The sequence below is a fragment of the Stenotrophomonas sp. FW305-C-20-S1 genome, assembly GCF_058783335.1.
Map to the genome: position 1 here is coordinate 40187 of NZ_JBYTEK010000003.1, position 17664 is coordinate 57850.

A 17664-nucleotide genomic window follows, 5' to 3' on the forward strand; every position below is an offset into this window, starting at 1 on the left:
TATCCCCCTGTGGGTGTTGCGTAACCATCTGTGATGCAGGCATGGATCGGCCACAAAGCTGCGGTACGCTGCGCATCTGATGTCCGCTACGGGTTCGCTCCATGAAGGCCTTCATCCTCGCCGTATCGCTGTCGATTTCCGTTGCCCCGGGCATTGCATTCGCCCAGCCGCTGCCGGCCGAGCTGGCAGCATTGGGCATCACTGCCGGCATGCCCTACAGCAAGGCCAAGCGCCTTCTTGATGCCGCGGGATGGCAGGCCAGCCCGCCACGCGATGCACCTGAAGTATTGGACGGTTTCCCGGAAGTGGGTTGCCAGAAGGGCGGCAACAATTGCAGCAGCACTTTCGCCAAGGATGGGCAGCAGGTCGCTCTGCAGGTGGGAACCACGCTGGCGGGCCAACCCTTCGTGCAGGGCGGCCGCTGAGCACGACGTGCACTCAGCCCAGCGGCAGGTTCTCCAGCGCACGCGACATCCGATCATGCAGGTCGCGCACGCGTTCGGCCTTGGCATGCACGCGGCGCTCATCGCCGAAGCTGCGGACATAGGCGCATGCAGCGAAGCCGGCGCTTTCCCTTTCGTACTCGGCGACCCACGCCAGGCGGTCGGGGTTGCTGGCCTGCTCGGCCGACCAGGCCGCCACCGGCGGACGGATGTGCGCGATGATGCCAAGCCGCCACGGTTTGGGTGTCAGCCGCGCACGGAAGCAATGCTGCAGCGTGCACATGCGTGCATACAACGTGTCGGTGCCCAATGCCTTGAAGAAGGCATGCACCTGCGCATCCTGTGGTTCGAACGTGGCATGCATCGCCAATATGCGCAGCCCGGCCGGGGTGCGGTAAGCGCGCAGGTGCCAGTCGGGGTGGTGCTCGACGAATGCCTGCACGCGCTGCAGTGCGATGCCTTCGACGCCGCCGGACCGGGCCAGCCGTCGATTGCGCCGCCACGACAGGACCTGGTTGACCACCACCATCGTAATGCCGCCGGCGGCCAGGCCGATGTTGAAGTTGCCCAGCGCACCGCCGATCAGCGCACCGGCCGCCAGCAGCCCCAGCGCACCGAGCAGCGGCAATGCGCAGCCTGACGGAGTGGACACGTGGTCGATATCCGCAAACAGTACGTCCGGGGTGTTCAGGCACAGCGCGCCGTAGCTGTTGCGGGTAACGATGACGTCATCGCTGCGCTGCACGATCTGCTCGCGGATCGGGATGCCTTCGACACCGTAGTTGGTCCGTCGCTCGCGACGCGGCACGGACTGGCCACTGAGGATGGCATCAAGCGCTTCGCGTGCACGTGCATCGGCGTGGGCCTGCGCGGCGTCCTGGTCGTCGTCGGACCAGCCGAACCGGCGTACCACCAGCGGGCGTCCCTTGTACCTGTCCTGCAGGCGGGCTTCGGCCCAGTACGCTGGAACGATCATCATCCTGTATTCCCCTCGCTTCCCTGGCAGCCGGTCGGCACGAGTCTGGCACAGCCGCAGAGTGCGTTGCACGATACGGCAGCGCATGCGACGACGCGGTGGTAGATTGCGCGCTTCGCGTGCACTCCACCAAGGACGGAGCCATGTTCGTGTCATTGCGTTGCCTGCTTGCCCTGGCCCTCGGCGGGGTGATCGGCACTGCCCAAGCGGCCGCGCCGGGACCGGAAATCCTGACCGCTGATGCCACCCGTTTCTACGCGCTGTACGAGGCCGCTGGCGGCAAGCCCAGCGTGGCCCAGCTTGAGCAGTACCTGGCACAGGGCACGCCGAGCCTGGCCCAGTTCGCCAAGCTGCGCCGGGTGACCGCCCAGCGCATGGCCGAAGCGATGGCGCGCGACCCTGCGCTGTACGCCAATGGACGGGCCTGCCTGGCGGAGTTGCCGGCGGTGCGGCAGCGACTGGTGCAGGTGTTCGCCAATCTGCAGGCGATCTATCCGCAGGCGAAGTTTCCGCCGGTGGCGATCGTGGTGGGGCGCGGCAAGCCGGTGGGCATGACGTACCCCGATGGCGTGGTGATCGGCCTGGAAGCACTGTGCGCGGCCGATTTCATGAACGCCAACGCGCAGGACCGCTTCGTGCACGTGATCGCGCATGAGTACGTGCATATCCAGCAGACCGGCGTGAGCGAGTACGAAGCAGGCGACCCGCGGGCGACGGTGCTGCGCGAGTCGCTGGGCGAGGGGATCGCCGAGTTCATCGCCGAGCTGATTTCCGGCAACGTTGGCAACGGGCGGCATGCCGGTTGGACGCGGGGCAGGGAAGTGCATATCGAAAGCGCCTTCGCGCTGGACGTGGACAGCACCGATCTGACGCCCTGGCTGTACAACTACACGCCGGGTTCGCAGGAGCCCTACGATCTGGGTTACTGGGTGGGCTACCGCATCGCCAAGGCGTATTACCTGCAGGCCGGCAACAAGCGCGATGCCGTGCGCGCGCTGATCCAGCAGGACAACCCGAAGGCGATCCTGCAGGCCAGCGGCTGGACGCCAGGGATGTGGATGCCGGCGAAGGTGACGGGTGTGGCGGCAAGGGCGGCTGCATCGGCCAAGTGACCATTGGCAGGCCGCGCTAGACTGCCCAGGTCGACAACGGAGGATGCTCATGCGCAGGAGGACTTCACTGGCCTGGCTGCTGGCCGGATCGCTCATGGCGGGGCTGGCCACGCCAGTGTTGGTGCAGGCGGCCAGCAATCCATTGCTGACCAAGCCAGTGGAGCAGGTGCAGCCAGACGAAGTGCGTTTCATGCAGCAGCGTCTGTCCGATTGGCCGCAGCTGCAGAAGTACCGCGCAGCCAATGCTGCTTTGCCCGCGCCACGGGCCGGCCAGTCACGTGTGGTGTTCTTCGGCGATTCGATCACCGAAGGCTGGGGCAAGGAAGGCAGCAGCACGTTCTTCCCCGGCAAGGGTTACCTCAATCGCGGCATCAGCGGGCAGACCACCGCACAGATGCTGGTGCGCTTTTCGCAGGATGTGCTGGCGCTGCGCCCGAATGTGGTGGTGATCCTGGCCGGCACCAACGACATTGCCGGCAACACCGGCCCGGCCACGCAGGCGATGATCGAGGACAACCTGCACGCCATGCTGGATCTGGCCAAAGCGCATGGCATTGCGGTGGTGCTGGCGTCGGTGTTGCCGGTCAGCGAGTACCCGTGGATGCCGGGCATAGCACCTGCACCCAAGGTGCGTGCATTGAATGCTGCGTTGAAGCGGCAAGCCGATGCACGCGGGCTGGTCTATCTGGACTACCACACGCCGATGGCCAACCGTGCCGGCGGACTTGATGCGCAGTTGGCAACCGATGGCGTGCATCCGACGGCGAAGGGCTATGCGCTGATGGCACCGCTGGCCGAGGCGGCGATCAAGCGCGCGCAGGCGAACGCGCCCAAGCGCTGAGATTGGGGTAGTGCTGGCCGCTGGCCGGCAACCTCGATCTGCATGCCGAACGGATTACCGGCCAGCGGCCGGCACTACCCTATCGCCAGTTCCGCCAGAAGCCACTCACAGAAACGCATCACCAACGGACGCGACGCCGCTGCGATAGAGTGTCCACCGAGCGGGCCGCGCACGGTGGCCGCCAGGGACGACGAGGCAGGGAATGCAGAACGGAATCGGCAGCAGGCTGCGCTTGGCCGGCGTGGCCACGGTACTGATGTTTGCAGGTCAGGCGAGCGCCATTGCCGCGCCTGCAGCGTCACCGATTACACGTGAGGCGGTGGCCGGCATTTCCCTGAGCGAATGGACCGCGCGTTGGTGGCGCTGGGCTGACGAGCAGAGGGTGGCGCCTTACCTGGATCCCGATGGTCGCCTGTGCGAACTGGGCCAGGAGGGGCCGGTCTGGAACCTGGCAGGAACCAATGGCCGCTTCCAGCCACGCAGGCAGTGCGTGGTGCCCGAAGGCAGGCACCTGTTGCTGCCCATCATCAACATGGCCAGCTACCAGACCGGGGAAGACGTCTCCTGCGAGGAGCTGCAGGCCGGCGCGGCGATCAACAACGACCATCTTGTCAGCGCTGTGGTGCTGCTGGACGGGCAGCCGTTGGGTGACGTGCGCCTGCACCGGGTGAAGAGCGAAGGTTGCTTCCGCATGGATCCGGATGACGACGACTCGAGATTGGCTGCGGCCGACGGCTACTGGCTGATGCTCAAGCCACTGACGCCCGGTCGGCACACCGTGAGCGTCGGCGCCAACTATGGCGCGCCCGAAGGTGGCGCGTACAGCCAGATGCGGCAGACCTTCGAGTATGTGCTGCATGTGGGTGGCCGCACGCAGATCACCTTCGTGACCCCCATGAAGGTGGAGGCGTCTGCCCCCTGATCTGCGCGGCAGGGGTCAATCATGGTCCTGCTTCAACGCCAGATCGGCAGCCAGCAGCGCCTCGGCTGCCGCACTCAGGGCCGGCGAGGGCGGAGCAACCACGCCGATCGATTCCATCATCTGTGGCATGCCGACGAACTGACGTGCGCGGCGGTCGTAGATGCCGGTGATCAGCAGTGCACGCGTGGCGGTTTTCTGCTCCGGGCCGATCAGTACGCGCTGCTCCATGATGCCGCGTGTGCCGACCCAGCCGACCAGTCGCGTTTCCAGGGTGAAGCGCTGGAACGGCTTCAGCTCGCGCCGGAACTGGATGGTGCCGGCGCCAACAATCGGCGCCCACTTCTCACGCAGCGCCACCTTGCCCAGGCCCATGCGCAGGATCAGGTCCAGCCGGCCCAGGTCGAAGATGTTCCAGTAGCGGCCGTTGGTCATGTGCAGGTTGCTGTCCAGGTCGTTGGGCAGCACCCGGAACTGCAGGCGGGAGACGCCGAACGGTGCCTCCAGCTTCGGCCGGAACAGGCTGCACAGCAGCAGGTGGAGCAGGCGGAACCAGAGATTCATGGTTATGACGACTGTTATAGAACGGTCGATACGCTAGTCTATGACGACTGTCTTAGCAAGGAGCCGGCCGTGAGCCCGCGATCATCCGATGCCCCCCAGCGTGTGATCGATGCCGCAGCGCAGATGCTCGCGCGTGTGGGCCTCAACGCGACCAGCATCCGCGAAGTGACCAAACTGGCTGATGCGCCGCTCGGGTCCACGTATCACCACTTCCCGGGCGGCAAGCAGGAATTGTTGGCACGGGCCACCACGATGGCCGGCGACAAGGTGGAGGCGCTGCTGATCGAACTGCTGAAGGGCGGCGCGGTGCAGGGGTTGCAGCAGTTCCTGGCGCTGTGGCGCGAGCGCCTGCTGCGCACCGGTTTTCGTGCCGGCTGCCCGGTGCTGGCGGCAGCCGTCGAGGAGCCGGTGGAGGCCCTGCCGAGCCAGCCACGTGCGGCGGCCGCCGAGGTGTTTGCCCGCTGGCAGGGGCACCTGGCTGAGGCGTTCGTCGCCGATGGGCACGCGCCTGCCCAGGCGACCGGCCTGGCCAGCCTGGTGATTGCCAGTGTGGAAGGCGCAGTGGCGATGAGCCGCGCACTGCAGGACATCGCCCCGTTCGACCAGGTGGCTGCGCAGCTGTTGAAGGCAGCCGCACCGCCTGCTTGAGCGGCGCGCGGCCTACTTGAAGAACATGTAGACCCACCCGGCAAACATGGGCACCATCACAGCGATACTGGATGCCACCAGTCAGCGTACATAGCGGCTGGCCGCATCGGCCCCTCGCCGTTTCAGTGCCCAGGCATGCACAGGCAAGACCAGCAGGGCCTGCAGGAACAAGGCCGCCATTGCGCCAAGCCAAAGTGGAAACACGCCCAGGCAGCCGTCACTCATGCAATAGGTCGCGAACCAGGACCCCCAGCCTGCCAGGCCGATCATCGGCAGGAACATGACGATGGCAACAGGGCGGGTGAACTGGGACGCTTGCATGCAGGAGCCGATCCGTTCCGTGGCTGCCCAGAATATAGGATCCACACCGGACTGCGGTTGCCGTGGATCCGGCGGGAACTGGACGGGACGTGACCTGTAGACGCGGCGCCACGGCAGGGTAGAATCCGGCCAGCGCAGCCCGCGCGTGCCTGGCAAGGATGTCTGCATGCTGCACCACCTCTCGTTGGGTGTCCGCGATCTCGAGCGTGCAGGTCGCTTTTACGATGCCGTTCTTGCAGCACTCGGTTACCGCCGCGTTTTCGAAGACGACACTGCGATCGGCTATGGCCTGGTCGAGGATGAAGACCTGTTGTGCCTGAAGCTGCGCGACGATGCGGTTGCGCCGGGACCTGGCTTCCATCTGGCGTTGACGGCAACTACGCGCGACGCCGTTGATACCTTCCATCGTGCTGCCTTGGCCACCGGAGGCCAGGACAACGGACCTGCCGGTTTGCGCCCGGACTACGGCGAGCGCTACTACGCTGCGTTCGTGATCGATCCAGATGGCCATCGCATCGAGGCGGTGACCAAGGCGGCGGCATGAAACACGCACGCCAGCCCGTTTCAATGCCGGGCAGCCGCAGCGGCGAAGCGATGCGTGCACGTCGGCAGCTGCAGCATCGTGGCTGGCCGCGGCTGCAGATGGCCGTGATTGTCGTGATGACCGGTGCCGCCGGGTTCCTCGCCTCGCACGTGCTGCGCCTGGCAGGCATGGACGCGATGCTGCTGCGCTATCCGCTGGCCGTGCTGATCGCCTATGGCGTGTTCCTGCTGCTGATGTGGGTCTGGATCCGGTGGCGCTGGGATGCAGTGGCCGATGGGTTGGGCTCCGCGCCCGGCGGCGGTGACAGCCAGGCATCGCCGTGGACCGGCAGCGGCGGGCATTCCGGCGGTGGTGGCGCGTCCGCCTCCTGGGGCGAAGCCGCAGCGTCCTCCAGCGCGAGCGCCGACAGCGCATCGTTGCTGGACGTGGCCGACGGCGAGGCAGGCCTGCCGTTGCTGGCCATTCTCGGCATCATGGCGCTGGTGGCTACAGTGCTCGTGGCCAGTGCCTGGGTAGTCTGGTCTGCGCCGGTGCTGATGGCCGAGCTGCTGGTGGATGCGGCCATCGCCGGGGGTCTGTACAAGCGGATGCAGGGCATGCAGGCACAGGGGTGGTGGCGGCTGTGCCTGTCCCATACGATCTGGCCGCTGCTGGGCCTGCTGGTGTTTTTCGCCGGGCTGGGCTGGCTTGCGCAGCAGTTGGCGCCGGATGCGGTCAGCCTGATGCAGGTATTCAAGGCGTTGTAACAGGATCTGCCACGACGTTTAATATCAATCACACGCAAGGAGAAGCGCATGGATGTCGCTGCACGCAGGAACAGGAAGTTCGTTCGTTGGCTGATGGTGGCGATGTTCGCCCTGTTGATGCCCTTCGCGGTGCTGGCCCAGTCCGGGCCTACGGCCACCCCGCCCACAACAGATGCGGCCGCCGAAGAAGCCCAGTGCCGCGCCTGCACCTATGAACGCATCGGGCACAAGGTCGACATCGGCCTGGTGACCGTGGTGTCGCTGCTGGTGGTCGGCCTGCTGGTGGCCATTTCCCGCGAATGGGGGACGACCTCGCAGCGCTGGACCTGCCGCACGATGGCCCTGCTGCTGGTGGGCATCGGGGTGGCCCTGCTGTGGTGGGCGGGCAGCATCATCTACCTGGGCTATAACCCGTGGCAGGAGGACGCCGCTCCGCTGGATGCCGCGTTGGCCTCTACACTGCTCAGCACGTCGCCGAAGTGGCTGGCAGGGCTGTTGATGATTGGTTTCGCGCCCACTGTCTGGCGGCGCAGCGAGCGCCTGCCGTCCTGGCGCATTGCATGATCCAAGGGGCGCCGGGCGATGCCCGGCGCTCCCCTTGTGAATCAGTCGAAGCGCCAGCGCACGCCTGCATACACGCCGCGGCCTTCGCCGGGCGTCGAGCGCGCCACGTCCTTGCCGGCATCGTTGTAACCGGGAGTGACGGTGGCGGCGTAATGGCGGTCAGCGATGTTGCGCATCTCCGCCCACAGCTGCCAGCGGCCGCCCGGTGCGTCGTAACCAATGCGACTACCGAAGATGACGTGGCTGTCCGCCCAATAGCTGTTGGCGTAGTCCACCGCGATGCGTGAGGCGTACGCGGTGTTCAGTGCGGCATACAGGCCCGAGGCGTGGTCGAAGCGCAGTTCGGCCTGGTAAGCGTGGCGCGGCAGGCCGGGCAGGCGGTTGCTGCCAAAACGTGCATCGTGGCGGTAGCGGAAGTCGCTGAAGGTATACGCCTGGCGCAGCGACAAACGACCCGGTGCGGCATGCCACAAGGTGCTGTCCAACCCGGCCTCGATGCCACGGTGCACGGTGGGGCTGGCGTTGTTCTCAGCGATGAACAGGTTCGGCACCGGCTGCAGTTCCACGCTCAGCAGCTCGTGGTTCACGTGCGCGTAGTAGCCGGTCAGTTCCCAGCGGCCCAGGGCCGCTTCACCGCGTGCACCCAGTTCCAGCGTGGTGGCGGTCTGGTTCTGCATCGGCACCGGCGCACGCTGGCGGCCGGTGGAAGGACCATTGCCCGCGCCGAAGTACTGGTTCGAGCCCCAGATCATCGACCACGGGTGCGGCGCTTCCACTGAGCGGCTGAGGTTGCCGAACCACTGCGTCTGTGGCGTCTGCTGCCAAGTGAAGCCCAGCCGCGGCGCGTAGTCCCAGTCGTGGTCGCGCAGGCGGCCGCCGCTGCTCGGCCACGTGACCTGCACATCGCGGCGGGTGTTGATCAGCGCAAAACCGGTCTGTACGCGCAGGCGATCATTCACGGCCAGGTTGTTGCCGATGTGCAGCGTGCTGTCGGTGCCGTGGTGGCGGAAGTCGCGCGTGCGGGTGCCGGCGGCATAACCGTTGTTGGCAAAGCGCAGCGACTCGCGCACATCGGCATCCAGGTCGTGGGTAATGCGCAGCCCGATGGTGGTCTCGCTGTCCAAACCGAACAGCGTGTGCCGGCGACGGTAGTCCAGCGTGGCATTGAGGTTGGCGTAGTCCAGCTGCTGGCGGTACAGGCTCTCGTTCAAGTCCATCGGGTATTTGTGATAGACCAGCCCGGCCTGCAGCGAGGAATCCTCGTCGATCTGCAGGGTGGTGAGATTGCCCACCCAGGTGCTGCCCGGCTGCGGACGGCGCGCATCGATGGCCAGGTTGGCCGCGTTCGCCGCGCGCGGATCATTGCGGATCTGCTCGCGGGTCAGGCGCCCGGGTGTCTCGTGGTTGGTTTCGCGGTAGCGCACGAAGAAGCGGGTCTGCAGATCGGGGGTGATCTGCCAGCCGATGTTGGCCATCGCGCCCTTGCCATCGCCGGCCGCATGGCGCTGGTAGCCATCGAATTCGGTATCGGTATAGGCCAGGAAGTAATCGACATCGCCGCTGACGCCGCCCCAGCTGATCCCGCGCTTCTGGTAGCCGCGGCTGCCGGCTTCGTAGTGCAGCTGCACGCCCGCCGAGTCGCGACCGCTGCGGCTGATGTAGTCGATGGCTCCGCCCAGTGCCAGCGTGCCGCGTTCGAAGCCGTTGGCACCGCGCAGCACTTCCACGCGCGACAGCCACAACGGTTCCAGCAGTTCGTAAGGTGTGCCGCCCGGGCCAGTCAGTGGAAGGCCGTCGATCGACACCGCGATGCCGGAAGCGTGTGCACCCGGGCCGCGGTTGATGCCCGAGCCGCGGATCGACACCTTGGTGCCTTCGTTGCCCGGCGACTGCGCGCTGATGCCGGGCTGGTAGGCCAATACGTCGGCGCTGCTGGACAGGCGGCTGTCCGCCTTGGCCACGTCGATCACGTTGCTGGCGCCCGGCACTCGCTTCAGCGCCTCGCGCGCCTGCATGCTGGCGTCGGCGGCAGTGACCTGCACCGCGTCCAGCGTGGTGGCCTGTGGGGCGGCGTGGGCGGTGGTGGAAAGGCCAAGCAGGATGGCCAGCGACATCGGGGAGCGGGTGGGGCGGTGCGGCAGGAAGGGCATGCGGAGAGTCTGTAAACCAAAAAACAGGCGCGAAAGTTAACAGGTCAGATGCCGTACGTCACCCCCGGCAGGCCGGGAATCGGCTACATCCCATGAACAACTCGCCAGTAGTCCGGTTCTTGCGCTCAACCAGCGGCGCAGCGCACTTCCGGCAGGTCGCGGCAGTTGCGGCTTGCGTGGGCGTTGCCAGGGTTGGCTCCAGCCGTTCCAACGGTTCGGTGATCGGCCGAGTCTGCACTTCGCGGATCATCCGCAGTAGCTCGGCGCCGGGCACCAATGCGACGGGTTTGCCCGCCACGAAGGCTTGGGCATCACGGCTGAACTTGCCCGAGCTGACAACCATTGCCGCGTCCGCCTTGTGGTGCGCGAGCAGCCCGTAAAGCTCGCGCACGACCGTCACGCCTACCTGCTGCCGTCGCCATTGCTTGCATTGCACCAGCGTGCGCTTGCCGTTGCGTCGCAGGATCAGGTCGATGCCACCGTCCGCGCCGCCCAGTCCGGTTTCTTCGACTGCATAGCCTTGGCGCCGGAAGGCTTCGCCGACAAGAAGCTCGAAGTTGCGCCAGCCCGTCGTGGCCAGGCTTTCCAACCCGGTTCGGGTATCCAGCAGCTGGCGTCGCTTATAGGCGCCAGCCAAGGAAAGCAAGGTGGCAAGCATGCAGATCGCCAACCAGGCCCAGGCAAATACCGGTTGGGCAAGAACCTGAAGGAGGATGTCGCCAGTGGGGGCAGTGACAGGTTGGCGCCAAGCCGGTAACAACCAGCGCAGAGTGGCGAAGCCGAGCCCGCCCACCGCTGCGTTGATGTACCACGGCCATGTGGCCATGACATCCAGAAGACTGTTGCGCCTGCGTCCCATGCATTTTTCTCCGACGTGCTCGCCATTGTTCAGTCGAGCCTTCCGATTGGTTTTCCGGTGTGCCCCACAGCAAATTCCAGTAGAAGAGGCTCGACTCTACAAAGCGGATTTCACCAGTGCTTTTGATTTGGCGTATAGCGTTTTGGCCATCTCAGCGTTACCGAGCGCAGCATGGCATTCGGCAAGGCTGTCCCAGGCATTGGCCGAGGTGGGATACAGGGCCGTGTTGAGGGCGAAGACCTTCAGCGCGGGCCGGTTGCCCAGATTGTTGCGGATCGCGTAGCCGGTTGCATTGATGGCCCGCTCCAGTTCGTCGGATGCAATGCCACTGCTTTCGCTCAGCCACGCACGCAGGCTGCTTTCACTGCTGCTGTCGCCGGTCAAGGCATAGCCGATCAAACGTTCGGACAGTGCTGCATGCGGAAACTCGCCTGGCGCAGCCACTACCATCGTGCTTTCCACCAGCGTGCTCGACCAGACATTGCGGGCGCTGCCATTGGTCAGGTACACGAACACCCAGTAGCCGCTGGCCAGCGTGCGCTTGAAGGCCAGCCGCGCGCGCACGCGGGTGCCACCGTCGTGGCCGACCTGTGTGTAGCCATCGCTGCGGGTCGTATCCCAGCCGGTGGAGAAGAAGTTGCTGCCACCGCCGGTCAGTGTCTGTGGCTGCCACAGCGCTTCCAGCGTGGCAGTGCGCACCAGCTTGCCGGTCGCCAGTGCCTGCAGGAAACGGTTCATGTCGCCCACGGTGGTCTGCAGATCGGCGTGGCCCCAACCGTAGTTCGGCCATGGATCTTCATTGGCCGGCTGCAGCTGGCCGTCCTTGCCGATGTACGGCATTGCCGCGCGCTGCGCCGGCACGCTGGCTGCTCCCCACGAGGTGCTGGTCATTTTCAGCGGCTGCAGGATGCGTTCGCGTGCAATGACCGGATAGGGCTGGCGGTACTGCGCCTCCAGCAACGCAGTCAGCACCAGGTAGTTGGCCTGCGTGTACTGCACGCGGCTGCCGGTTCTGAACTGCAGCGGCGCCGAACCGGCCACCTTCAACGCAGCAGCAAGATCGGGTGCCACGCCCGGGTAGCCTTTGCTCACCCAGCGGTTGTCCACGCGGTCGTAGTATTCGCCGATGCCAGAGCTGTGGTTGAGGAAGTCACGCACGTGGATGGCCTGCCACGCGGTCGGCAGGTCCGGCACATAACGACTGGCGGGGGCATCCAGATCCACCTTGCCCTGGTCGACCAGCTGCATCACCAGCGTGCTGGTCAGAAGCTTGGCCATCGACTGAGCAGCGAAGATGGTATCGACGGTGGTGGGCGCGTGGGTGGCCGGGTCGCGCTCACCGCTGGCGCCTTGGTAGAGCACCTGGCCGTTGTGTGCGACAAGCACCGCCTGGCCGGCGATGCCGTAGCGTTCGCGGTTGGCCTGGAGCTGGGTGTTGAGCTGGGAAGAAAGGCCGGCAGGGACGTCACGCGCCGAGGCGGGAAGGGCGATGGCCAAGGCACAGAGCAATGCAGCAGCGAGCGTGCGGTACATCGCGGTGATCCGTCAGCGGCGATGGCGCATCTTGGTCACGGCGGGGGATAGGGTCAAGCCAGGAGGGTTGTGCCGACCAAGGTCGGCATCCACCAGAGCGATGGCCATCAGGAAGAGCCGGCCAGCGGCCGGCACTACCCGGGTGCTGGGTCAGCCGAGGATGCCCGGCAGATCCAGACCCTTCTCCTTCGCGCACTCAATCGCGATCTCATACCCCGCATCGGCATGGCGCATCACGCCGGTGGCTGGGTCGTTCCACAGCACGCGTGCAATGCGCTTGGCCGCCGCTTCAGTGCCATCGCAGACGATCACCATGCCGGCGTGCTGCGAGAAGCCCATACCCACGCCGCCGCCATGGTGCAGTGACACCCACGTCGCGCCACTGGCGGTGTTGAGCAGGGCATTCAGCAGCGGCCAGTCGGACACAGCATCGGAGCCGTCGGCCATCGCTTCGGTTTCGCGGTTCGGCGAGGCCACGCTGCCGCTGTCCAGATGGTCGCGGCCGATCACCACCGGCGCCTTCAGTTCACCGTTGGCCACCATCTCGTTGAAGGCCAGGCCCAGTCGATCACGATCGCCCAGACCGACCCAGCAGATGCGCGCCGGCAGGCCCTGGAACTTGATCTTCTCGGCGGCCATGTCCAGCCAGCGGTGCAGGTGCGGGTTGTCCGGAATCAGCTCCTTCACCTTGGCATCGGTCTTGGCGATGTCTTCCGGGTCGCCGCTCAGCGCCGCCCAACGGAACGGGCCGATGCCACGGCAGAACAGCGGCCGGATGTAGGCCGGCACGAAACCCGGGAAATCGAACGCATCCTCGACACCTTCTTCCAGCGCCATCTGCCGCAGGTTGTTGCCGTAATCCACGGTAGGCACGCCCAGCGAGTGGAAACCGAGCATGGCGCGGATGTGGTTGGCCATCGACGCACGCGCGGCCTTTTCCACTTCCTTCGGGGCGGTCACGCGCTTGGCATCCCATTCTTCCACCGTCCAGCCCTGCGGCAGGTAGCCGTTCACCGGGTCGTGGGCGGAGGTCTGGTCGGTCAGCAGGTCCGGCTTCACGCCGCGGATCAGCAGTTCGTCCAGCACGTCGGCAACGTTACCGAGCAGGCCCACCGACAGCGGCTTTTTGGCGGTGCACGATTCTTCGATCAGGCGCAGGGCCTCGTCCAGATCGTCGGTCCAGGTATCCAGGTAGCCGGTGCGCAGGCGCATCTCGATGCTGCTCTTGCGGCATTCCACCGCCAGGCAGGAGGCGCCGGCCATCACCGCGGCCAGCGGCTGCGCGCCACCCATGCCGCCCAGCCCGCCGGTGAACAGCCACTTGCCGGCCAGGCTGCCGTTGTAATGCTGGCGGCCCATTTCCACGAAGGTTTCGTAGGTGCCCTGGACGATGCCCTGTGCGCCGATGTAGATCCAGCTGCCGGCAGTCATCTGCCCATACATCGCCAGACCTTTCTTATCCAGCTCGTTGAAGTGATCCCAGTTGGCCCAGCGCGGCACCAGGTTGGAGTTGGCGATCAGCACGCGCGGTGCATCGGCATGGGTGCGGAACACGCCCACCGGCTTGCCCGACTGCACCAGCAGCGTCTGGTCATCGTCCAGGCGCTTGAGGGTTTCGACGATGGCGTCGAAGCTCTCCCAATCGCGTGCGGCACGGCCGATGCCGCCGTACACCACCAGCTCCTGCGGCCGCTCGGCCACGTCCGGGTGCAGGTTGTTCATCAGCATGCGCAGCGGCGCTTCGGTGAGCCAGCTCTTGGCGGTGAGCGTGGTGCCGGTCGGTGCGGCAATGGTGCGGGACGGGTCGTTGCGGGTCATGCGGCGCTCCGGTTCGTAGCGAATTCAAGGCAGGCATTGAGCACCTGCGCCAGGGTGTGGCGCAGCGGTGCGGCGTGTTCGGGGTCGAGCGGGGTGGGCCAGCTGTGCTCGTCCACCTGGTCGGGTAGTGGTTCGTGCATGTAGCCGCGGCAGGCCAGTTCCATCTGCAGGCTGTGCACACCACCGGCAATGCTGCTGTAGTGGCGGGTGATCCAGCCGCCCTTGAAGCGGCCGTTGCGCACCTGGCTCATGCCGCTGAGCGCCAGCAGGTTCTCCACCACATCGCTCAGTGCGTTGTCGCAGGAGGTGTCCGGTGCACCGGACGGCCCGGCGGTGCCGAGATTGAACTGCGGCAACTCGCCCTCGAACAGGTGCGGGATGTGCGAACGGATCGAATGCGCGTCGTACACCACCACGGTGCCGTGGCGTGCACGCAGGCGTGCGATCTGCGTGGCCAGTGCGTTGTGGTACGGCGCGAAATACGTGTCGCGGCGCCGGGCAATCTCAGCGTCGTCCGGCTCGCGACCGGCGTGGTACAGCGGCTGGTTGTCGAAGGTGGTCAGCGGGCACAGGCCGGTGGTGTTTTGCCCCGGGTACAGCGACACGCCGCTGGGGTCGCGGTTGAGGTCGATCACCGAACGCGAGATTGCCGAGCGCACGGTGGTCGCGCCCATGCCGCGTGCGAAGTCGTACAGCTCATGCACCCACCAGTCGGCATCGCGGCGCGCCAGCCACGGCGAGTGGAAATCGCCGATCAGGTCATGCGGCAGCTCGCTGCCGGTGTGCGGGAAGCTGACGATCAGCGGCGCGTCGCCTTCGTGCACGGTCAGCCATTCGGGATGGCCGTTCATGCCTGCGGTTCCACCGTGGGCAACAGCTCGGCCAGACCCTTGGCCAATGCGCCGCTGCGGACCAGATCGGTTGCGATCACCATGTCCGGGTGGAAATAGCGGTCGTCCTGCAACATCGGCACCTGTGCACGCAGCGTGGCGCGCACGTTTTCCAGTGCCTTGCTGGAGCGCAGCGGCGCATGGAAGTCGCAGCCCTGCGCAGCGGCCAGCAGCTCGATACCGATTACGTTGGCTGCGTTCTCGGCCATCTGCATCAGGCGGCGCGCACCGTGCGCGGCCATCGACACGTGGTCTTCCTGGTTGGCCGAGGTGGGAATCGAATCGACGCTGGCGGGGTAGGCGCGCTGCTTGTTTTCCGAGACCAGCGCAGCGGCGGTCACCTGCGGAATCATGAAGCCGGAGTTCAAGCCCGGGCGCGGGGTCAGGAAGGCTGGCAGACCGGACAGCGCAGGGTCGACCAGCATCGCCAAGCGGCGCTCGCTGATCGAGCCGATCTCGCACACGGCCATCGCCAGCATGTCGGCGGCGAAGGCCACCGGCTCGGCGTGGAAGTTGCCGCCGGACAGCGCCTCACCGGTATCGGTGAACACCAGCGGGTTGTCGGACACGCCGTTGGCTTCGATTTCCAGCGTGGTCGCAGCCTGGCGCAGGATGTCCAGCGCCGCGCCCATCACCTGCGGCTGGCAACGCAGGCAGTACGGGTCCTGCACGCGCACGTCGTTGTCGCGGTGCGATTCGCGGATGCCCGAATCCTGCATCAGCGTGCGCAGGGTGGCGGCGGTGGCGATCTGCCCACGCTGGCCACGCAGCGCATGGATACGCGGATCGAACGGCGTATCCGAGCCCTTGGCCGCTTCCACCGACAGCGCGCCGGTGACCAGTGCGGCCTGGAACACCGTTTCAATTTCAAACAGACCGGCCAGTGCGTACGCGGTGGAGAACTGGGTGCCGTTGAGCAGGGCCAAGCCTTCCTTCGCGCCCAGTTCCACCGGCTGCAGGCCGGCGCGAGCCAGTGCGTCCATGGCGGGCAGGCGTTCTTCGCCGACGAAGGCCTCGCCGACGCCGATCATCACGCTGGCCAGATGCGAGAGCGGTGCCAGGTCGCCCGAGGCACCGACCGAGCCCTGCGCCGGCACCACCGGCAGCACGCCCTTCACCAGCATTGCTTCCAGCAGCAGCAGCGTTTCCTCGCGCACGCCGGAAGCACCCTGGGCCAGGCTGACCAGCTTCAACGCCATCATCAGCCGCACCACATTCGCCGGCATCGGCTCGCCCACGCCCGCGGCATGCGAGAGCACGATGTTCCGCTGCAGGGTGGCCAGGTCCTCGCGTTCGATGCGCACGCTGGCCAGCTTGCCGAAACCGGTGTTGATGCCATACACCGGTGCGCCCTTGGCGACGATGGCAGCCACCGTTGCGGCACTGGCACGCACCGCCGGCAACGCGGCCGGGTCAAGCGACAGCGGCGCACCGCGATACGCCTGCCGCCACTGGGCGAGGGTGACATGGCCGGGGCGAAGAACCAGGGTGTTGCTCATGTGTTGCTCCAGGAGGCAGGCAGGTCGGGCTGTCCGCGCACCACGCGCGCGTGCAGCGGGTTGAATCCAATGCGATAGACCAGGTCGGCGGGGGCGTCGATGTCCCAGATCGCCAGGTCGCAGTCCATGCCGACGGCCAGGCGGCCGATGCGCTCGCCATGGCCCAGCGCACGCGCCGCTTCACGGGTGAAGCCGGCGATGCACTCGTCCACGGTCAGGCGGAACAGGGTGGCGCCCATGTTCATTGCCAGCAGCGGGCTGGTCAGCGGCGAGGTGCCGGGGTTGCTGTCGGTGGCCAGTGCCAGCGGCACGCCGGCCGCACGCAGCGCGGCGATCGGCGGCAGGGTGGTATCGCGGGTGAAGTAGAACGCGCCCGGCAGCAGCACGGCGACGGTACCGGCGGCGGCCATCGCGGCGATGCCGGCGTCGTCCAGGTGTTCGATATGGTCCGCCGACAGCGCGCCGAAACCGGCCGCCAGTTCGGCGCCATGCTGGTTGCTCAGTTGTTCGGCGTGGATCTTGATCGCCAGACCATGCGCACGCGCAGCGTCGAATACCTGGCGGGCCTGCGCCGGCGAGAACGCGATGTTCTCGCAGAAGATGTCCACGGCCTCGGCCAGGCCTTCTGCAGCGATGGCCGGAATCATCACCTCGCACACCTCATCGGTGTATTCCTGCGCCTCGCGACCGGGCGGCACCGCGTGCGCACCGAGGAAGGTCGGCACCACGTTCACCCGGCATTCCTCGCCCAGCGCTCGTGCCACCTGCAACTGCTTGCGCTCGTCCTGCAGGGTCAGGCCGTAGCCGGACTTGATCTCGATGGTGGTTACGCCTTCGGCGCGCATCGCCAGCAGGCGCGGGCGGCTCTCGCGTGCCAACTGCTCTGGCGAGGCAGCACGGGTGGCGCGCACCGTAGAGACGATACCGCCACCGGCACGGGCGATCTCGGCATAGCTCACGCCCTGCAGGCGCTGCTCGAATTCGTTGGCGCGGTTGCCGGCGTAGACCAGGTGGGTGTGGCAATCGATCAGACCAGGCGAGATCCATCGGCCTTCGCCGTCGATGCGGGTGGTCGGCTGCAGGTCGGCATCGCTGCCGGCGGGGCCGACGTGCACGATGCGGCCATCGGAGGCGGCCAGTACTCCATCGCGCAGGACACCCAGGCCCTCGCCATCGAGGGTCATCAGGTGGACGTTGGACCAGAGGGTATCGACGTGCATGGCATCCAGAACGCGGC

At 66.5% G+C, this 17664-nt stretch carries 18 protein-coding genes; 8 read left to right on the plus strand and 10 right to left on the minus strand.

The features are described 5' to 3' along the window. Nucleotides 1-101 precede the first annotated feature (101 nt). Nucleotides 102-425, plus strand: coding sequence for a hypothetical protein (locus tag AC3WTC_RS03015; RefSeq protein WP_080148470.1), 324 nt, complete (start codon nt 102-104; stop codon nt 423-425). 13 nt (nt 426-438) lie between these two features. On the opposite strand, the gene AC3WTC_RS03020 is transcribed toward AC3WTC_RS03015, so the two are convergent. Beyond that, nucleotides 439-1422: a hypothetical protein gene (locus tag AC3WTC_RS03020; protein ID WP_080148471.1), complete on the minus strand. Its 984-nt coding sequence runs from the start codon at nt 1420-1422 to the stop codon at nt 439-441. A gap of 140 nt (nt 1423-1562) precedes the next feature. On the opposite strand from AC3WTC_RS03020, the gene AC3WTC_RS03025 reads away from it, so the two are divergent. From AC3WTC_RS03025 to AC3WTC_RS03035, 3 genes are all read left to right on the plus strand, one after another. Then, a complete protein-coding gene (locus AC3WTC_RS03025; RefSeq protein WP_025876954.1) occupies nt 1563-2531 on the plus strand; it encodes a DUF2268 domain-containing putative Zn-dependent protease in 969 nt (322 codons plus the stop codon). Between the two features lie 94 nt (nt 2532-2625). Continuing rightward, nucleotides 2626-3372, plus strand: coding sequence for an SGNH/GDSL hydrolase family protein (locus AC3WTC_RS03030; protein WP_492710659.1), 747 nt, complete (start codon nt 2626-2628; stop codon nt 3370-3372). Nucleotides 3373-3574: 202 nt separating this feature from the next. Then, nucleotides 3575-4294, plus strand: a complete 720-nt coding sequence (locus tag AC3WTC_RS03035) for a hypothetical protein (RefSeq protein ID WP_492710513.1) — start codon at nt 3575-3577, stop codon at nt 4292-4294. A 15-nt stretch (nt 4295-4309) separates the two neighbouring features. Here the strand turns inward: AC3WTC_RS03035 and AC3WTC_RS03040 are convergent, their stop codons facing one another. Next, on the minus strand, nt 4310-4855 hold the full coding sequence (locus AC3WTC_RS03040) for a thioesterase family protein (protein WP_080148474.1): 546 nt from the start codon (nt 4853-4855) through the stop codon (nt 4310-4312). 69 nt (nt 4856-4924) lie between these two features. Here AC3WTC_RS03040 and AC3WTC_RS03045 point away from each other — a divergent pair, with 69 nt between their 5' ends. After that, entirely contained in the window at nt 4925-5503 is a 579-nt protein-coding gene (locus AC3WTC_RS03045; protein ID WP_032976272.1) for a TetR/AcrR family transcriptional regulator, read from the plus strand. An 81-nt stretch (nt 5504-5584) separates the two neighbouring features. Here AC3WTC_RS03045 and AC3WTC_RS03050 read toward each other — a convergent pair whose 3' ends face one another. Further along, the gene (locus tag AC3WTC_RS03050; RefSeq protein WP_492710516.1) at nt 5585-5992 is read right to left on the minus strand and encodes a hypothetical protein; all 408 of its coding nucleotides are present in this window, start codon (nt 5990-5992) and stop codon (nt 5585-5587) included. Here AC3WTC_RS03050 and AC3WTC_RS03055 point away from each other — a divergent pair. The 3 genes from AC3WTC_RS03055 to AC3WTC_RS03065 are packed head-to-tail and all read left to right on the plus strand — an operon-like array spanning nt 5991 to nt 7678. Then, nucleotides 5991-6368 (plus strand): VOC family protein, encoded by a 378-nt coding sequence (locus AC3WTC_RS03055; protein WP_059064590.1) that lies wholly within the window; start codon nt 5991-5993, stop codon nt 6366-6368. The genes AC3WTC_RS03050 and AC3WTC_RS03055 overlap by 2 nt on opposite strands. Beyond that, entirely contained in the window at nt 6365-7114 is a 750-nt protein-coding gene (locus AC3WTC_RS03060; protein WP_492710518.1) for a hypothetical protein, read from the plus strand. The genes AC3WTC_RS03055 and AC3WTC_RS03060 overlap by 4 nt, the downstream gene beginning before the upstream one ends. Nucleotides 7115-7162: 48 nt before the next feature. Then, complete coding sequence (locus AC3WTC_RS03065) at nt 7163-7678, plus strand: hypothetical protein (protein ID WP_088101663.1); 516 nt, start codon at nt 7163-7165, stop codon at nt 7676-7678. Nucleotides 7679-7719: 41 nt separating this feature from the next. On the opposite strand, the gene AC3WTC_RS03070 is transcribed toward AC3WTC_RS03065, so the two are convergent. The 7 genes from AC3WTC_RS03070 to hutI all read right to left on the minus strand — a co-directional run bounded on the left by AC3WTC_RS03070 (nt 7720) and on the right by hutI (nt 17647). Next, the gene (locus AC3WTC_RS03070) at nt 7720-9828 is read right to left on the minus strand and encodes a TonB-dependent receptor family protein (RefSeq protein ID WP_492710521.1); all 2109 of its coding nucleotides are present in this window, start codon (nt 9826-9828) and stop codon (nt 7720-7722) included. A gap of 58 nt (nt 9829-9886) precedes the next feature. Further along, nucleotides 9887-10687: a restriction endonuclease gene (locus AC3WTC_RS03075; RefSeq protein ID WP_492710522.1), complete on the minus strand. Its 801-nt coding sequence runs from the start codon at nt 10685-10687 to the stop codon at nt 9887-9889. Nucleotides 10688-10783: 96 nt separating this feature from the next. Beyond that, on the minus strand, nt 10784-12220 hold the full coding sequence (locus AC3WTC_RS03080) for a serine hydrolase domain-containing protein (protein WP_492710524.1): 1437 nt from the start codon (nt 12218-12220) through the stop codon (nt 10784-10786). A 150-nt stretch (nt 12221-12370) separates the two neighbouring features. Next, the gene (hutU, locus tag AC3WTC_RS03085) at nt 12371-14038 is read right to left on the minus strand and encodes a urocanate hydratase (RefSeq protein ID WP_033831466.1); all 1668 of its coding nucleotides are present in this window, start codon (nt 14036-14038) and stop codon (nt 12371-12373) included. Further along, entirely contained in the window at nt 14035-14889 is an 855-nt protein-coding gene (gene hutG / locus AC3WTC_RS03090; RefSeq protein ID WP_032976262.1) for an N-formylglutamate deformylase, read from the minus strand. Before hutG ends, hutU begins: the two co-directional genes overlap by 4 nt. Further along, the gene (gene hutH / locus AC3WTC_RS03095) at nt 14886-16427 is read right to left on the minus strand and encodes a histidine ammonia-lyase (protein ID WP_032976261.1); all 1542 of its coding nucleotides are present in this window, start codon (nt 16425-16427) and stop codon (nt 14886-14888) included. Before hutH ends, hutG begins: the two co-directional genes overlap by 4 nt. Further along, nucleotides 16424-17647, minus strand: a complete 1224-nt coding sequence (hutI, locus tag AC3WTC_RS03100) for an imidazolonepropionase (protein WP_431602117.1) — start codon at nt 17645-17647, stop codon at nt 16424-16426. Before hutI ends, hutH begins: the two co-directional genes overlap by 4 nt. Between the last annotated feature and the right edge of the window lie 17 nt (nt 17648-17664).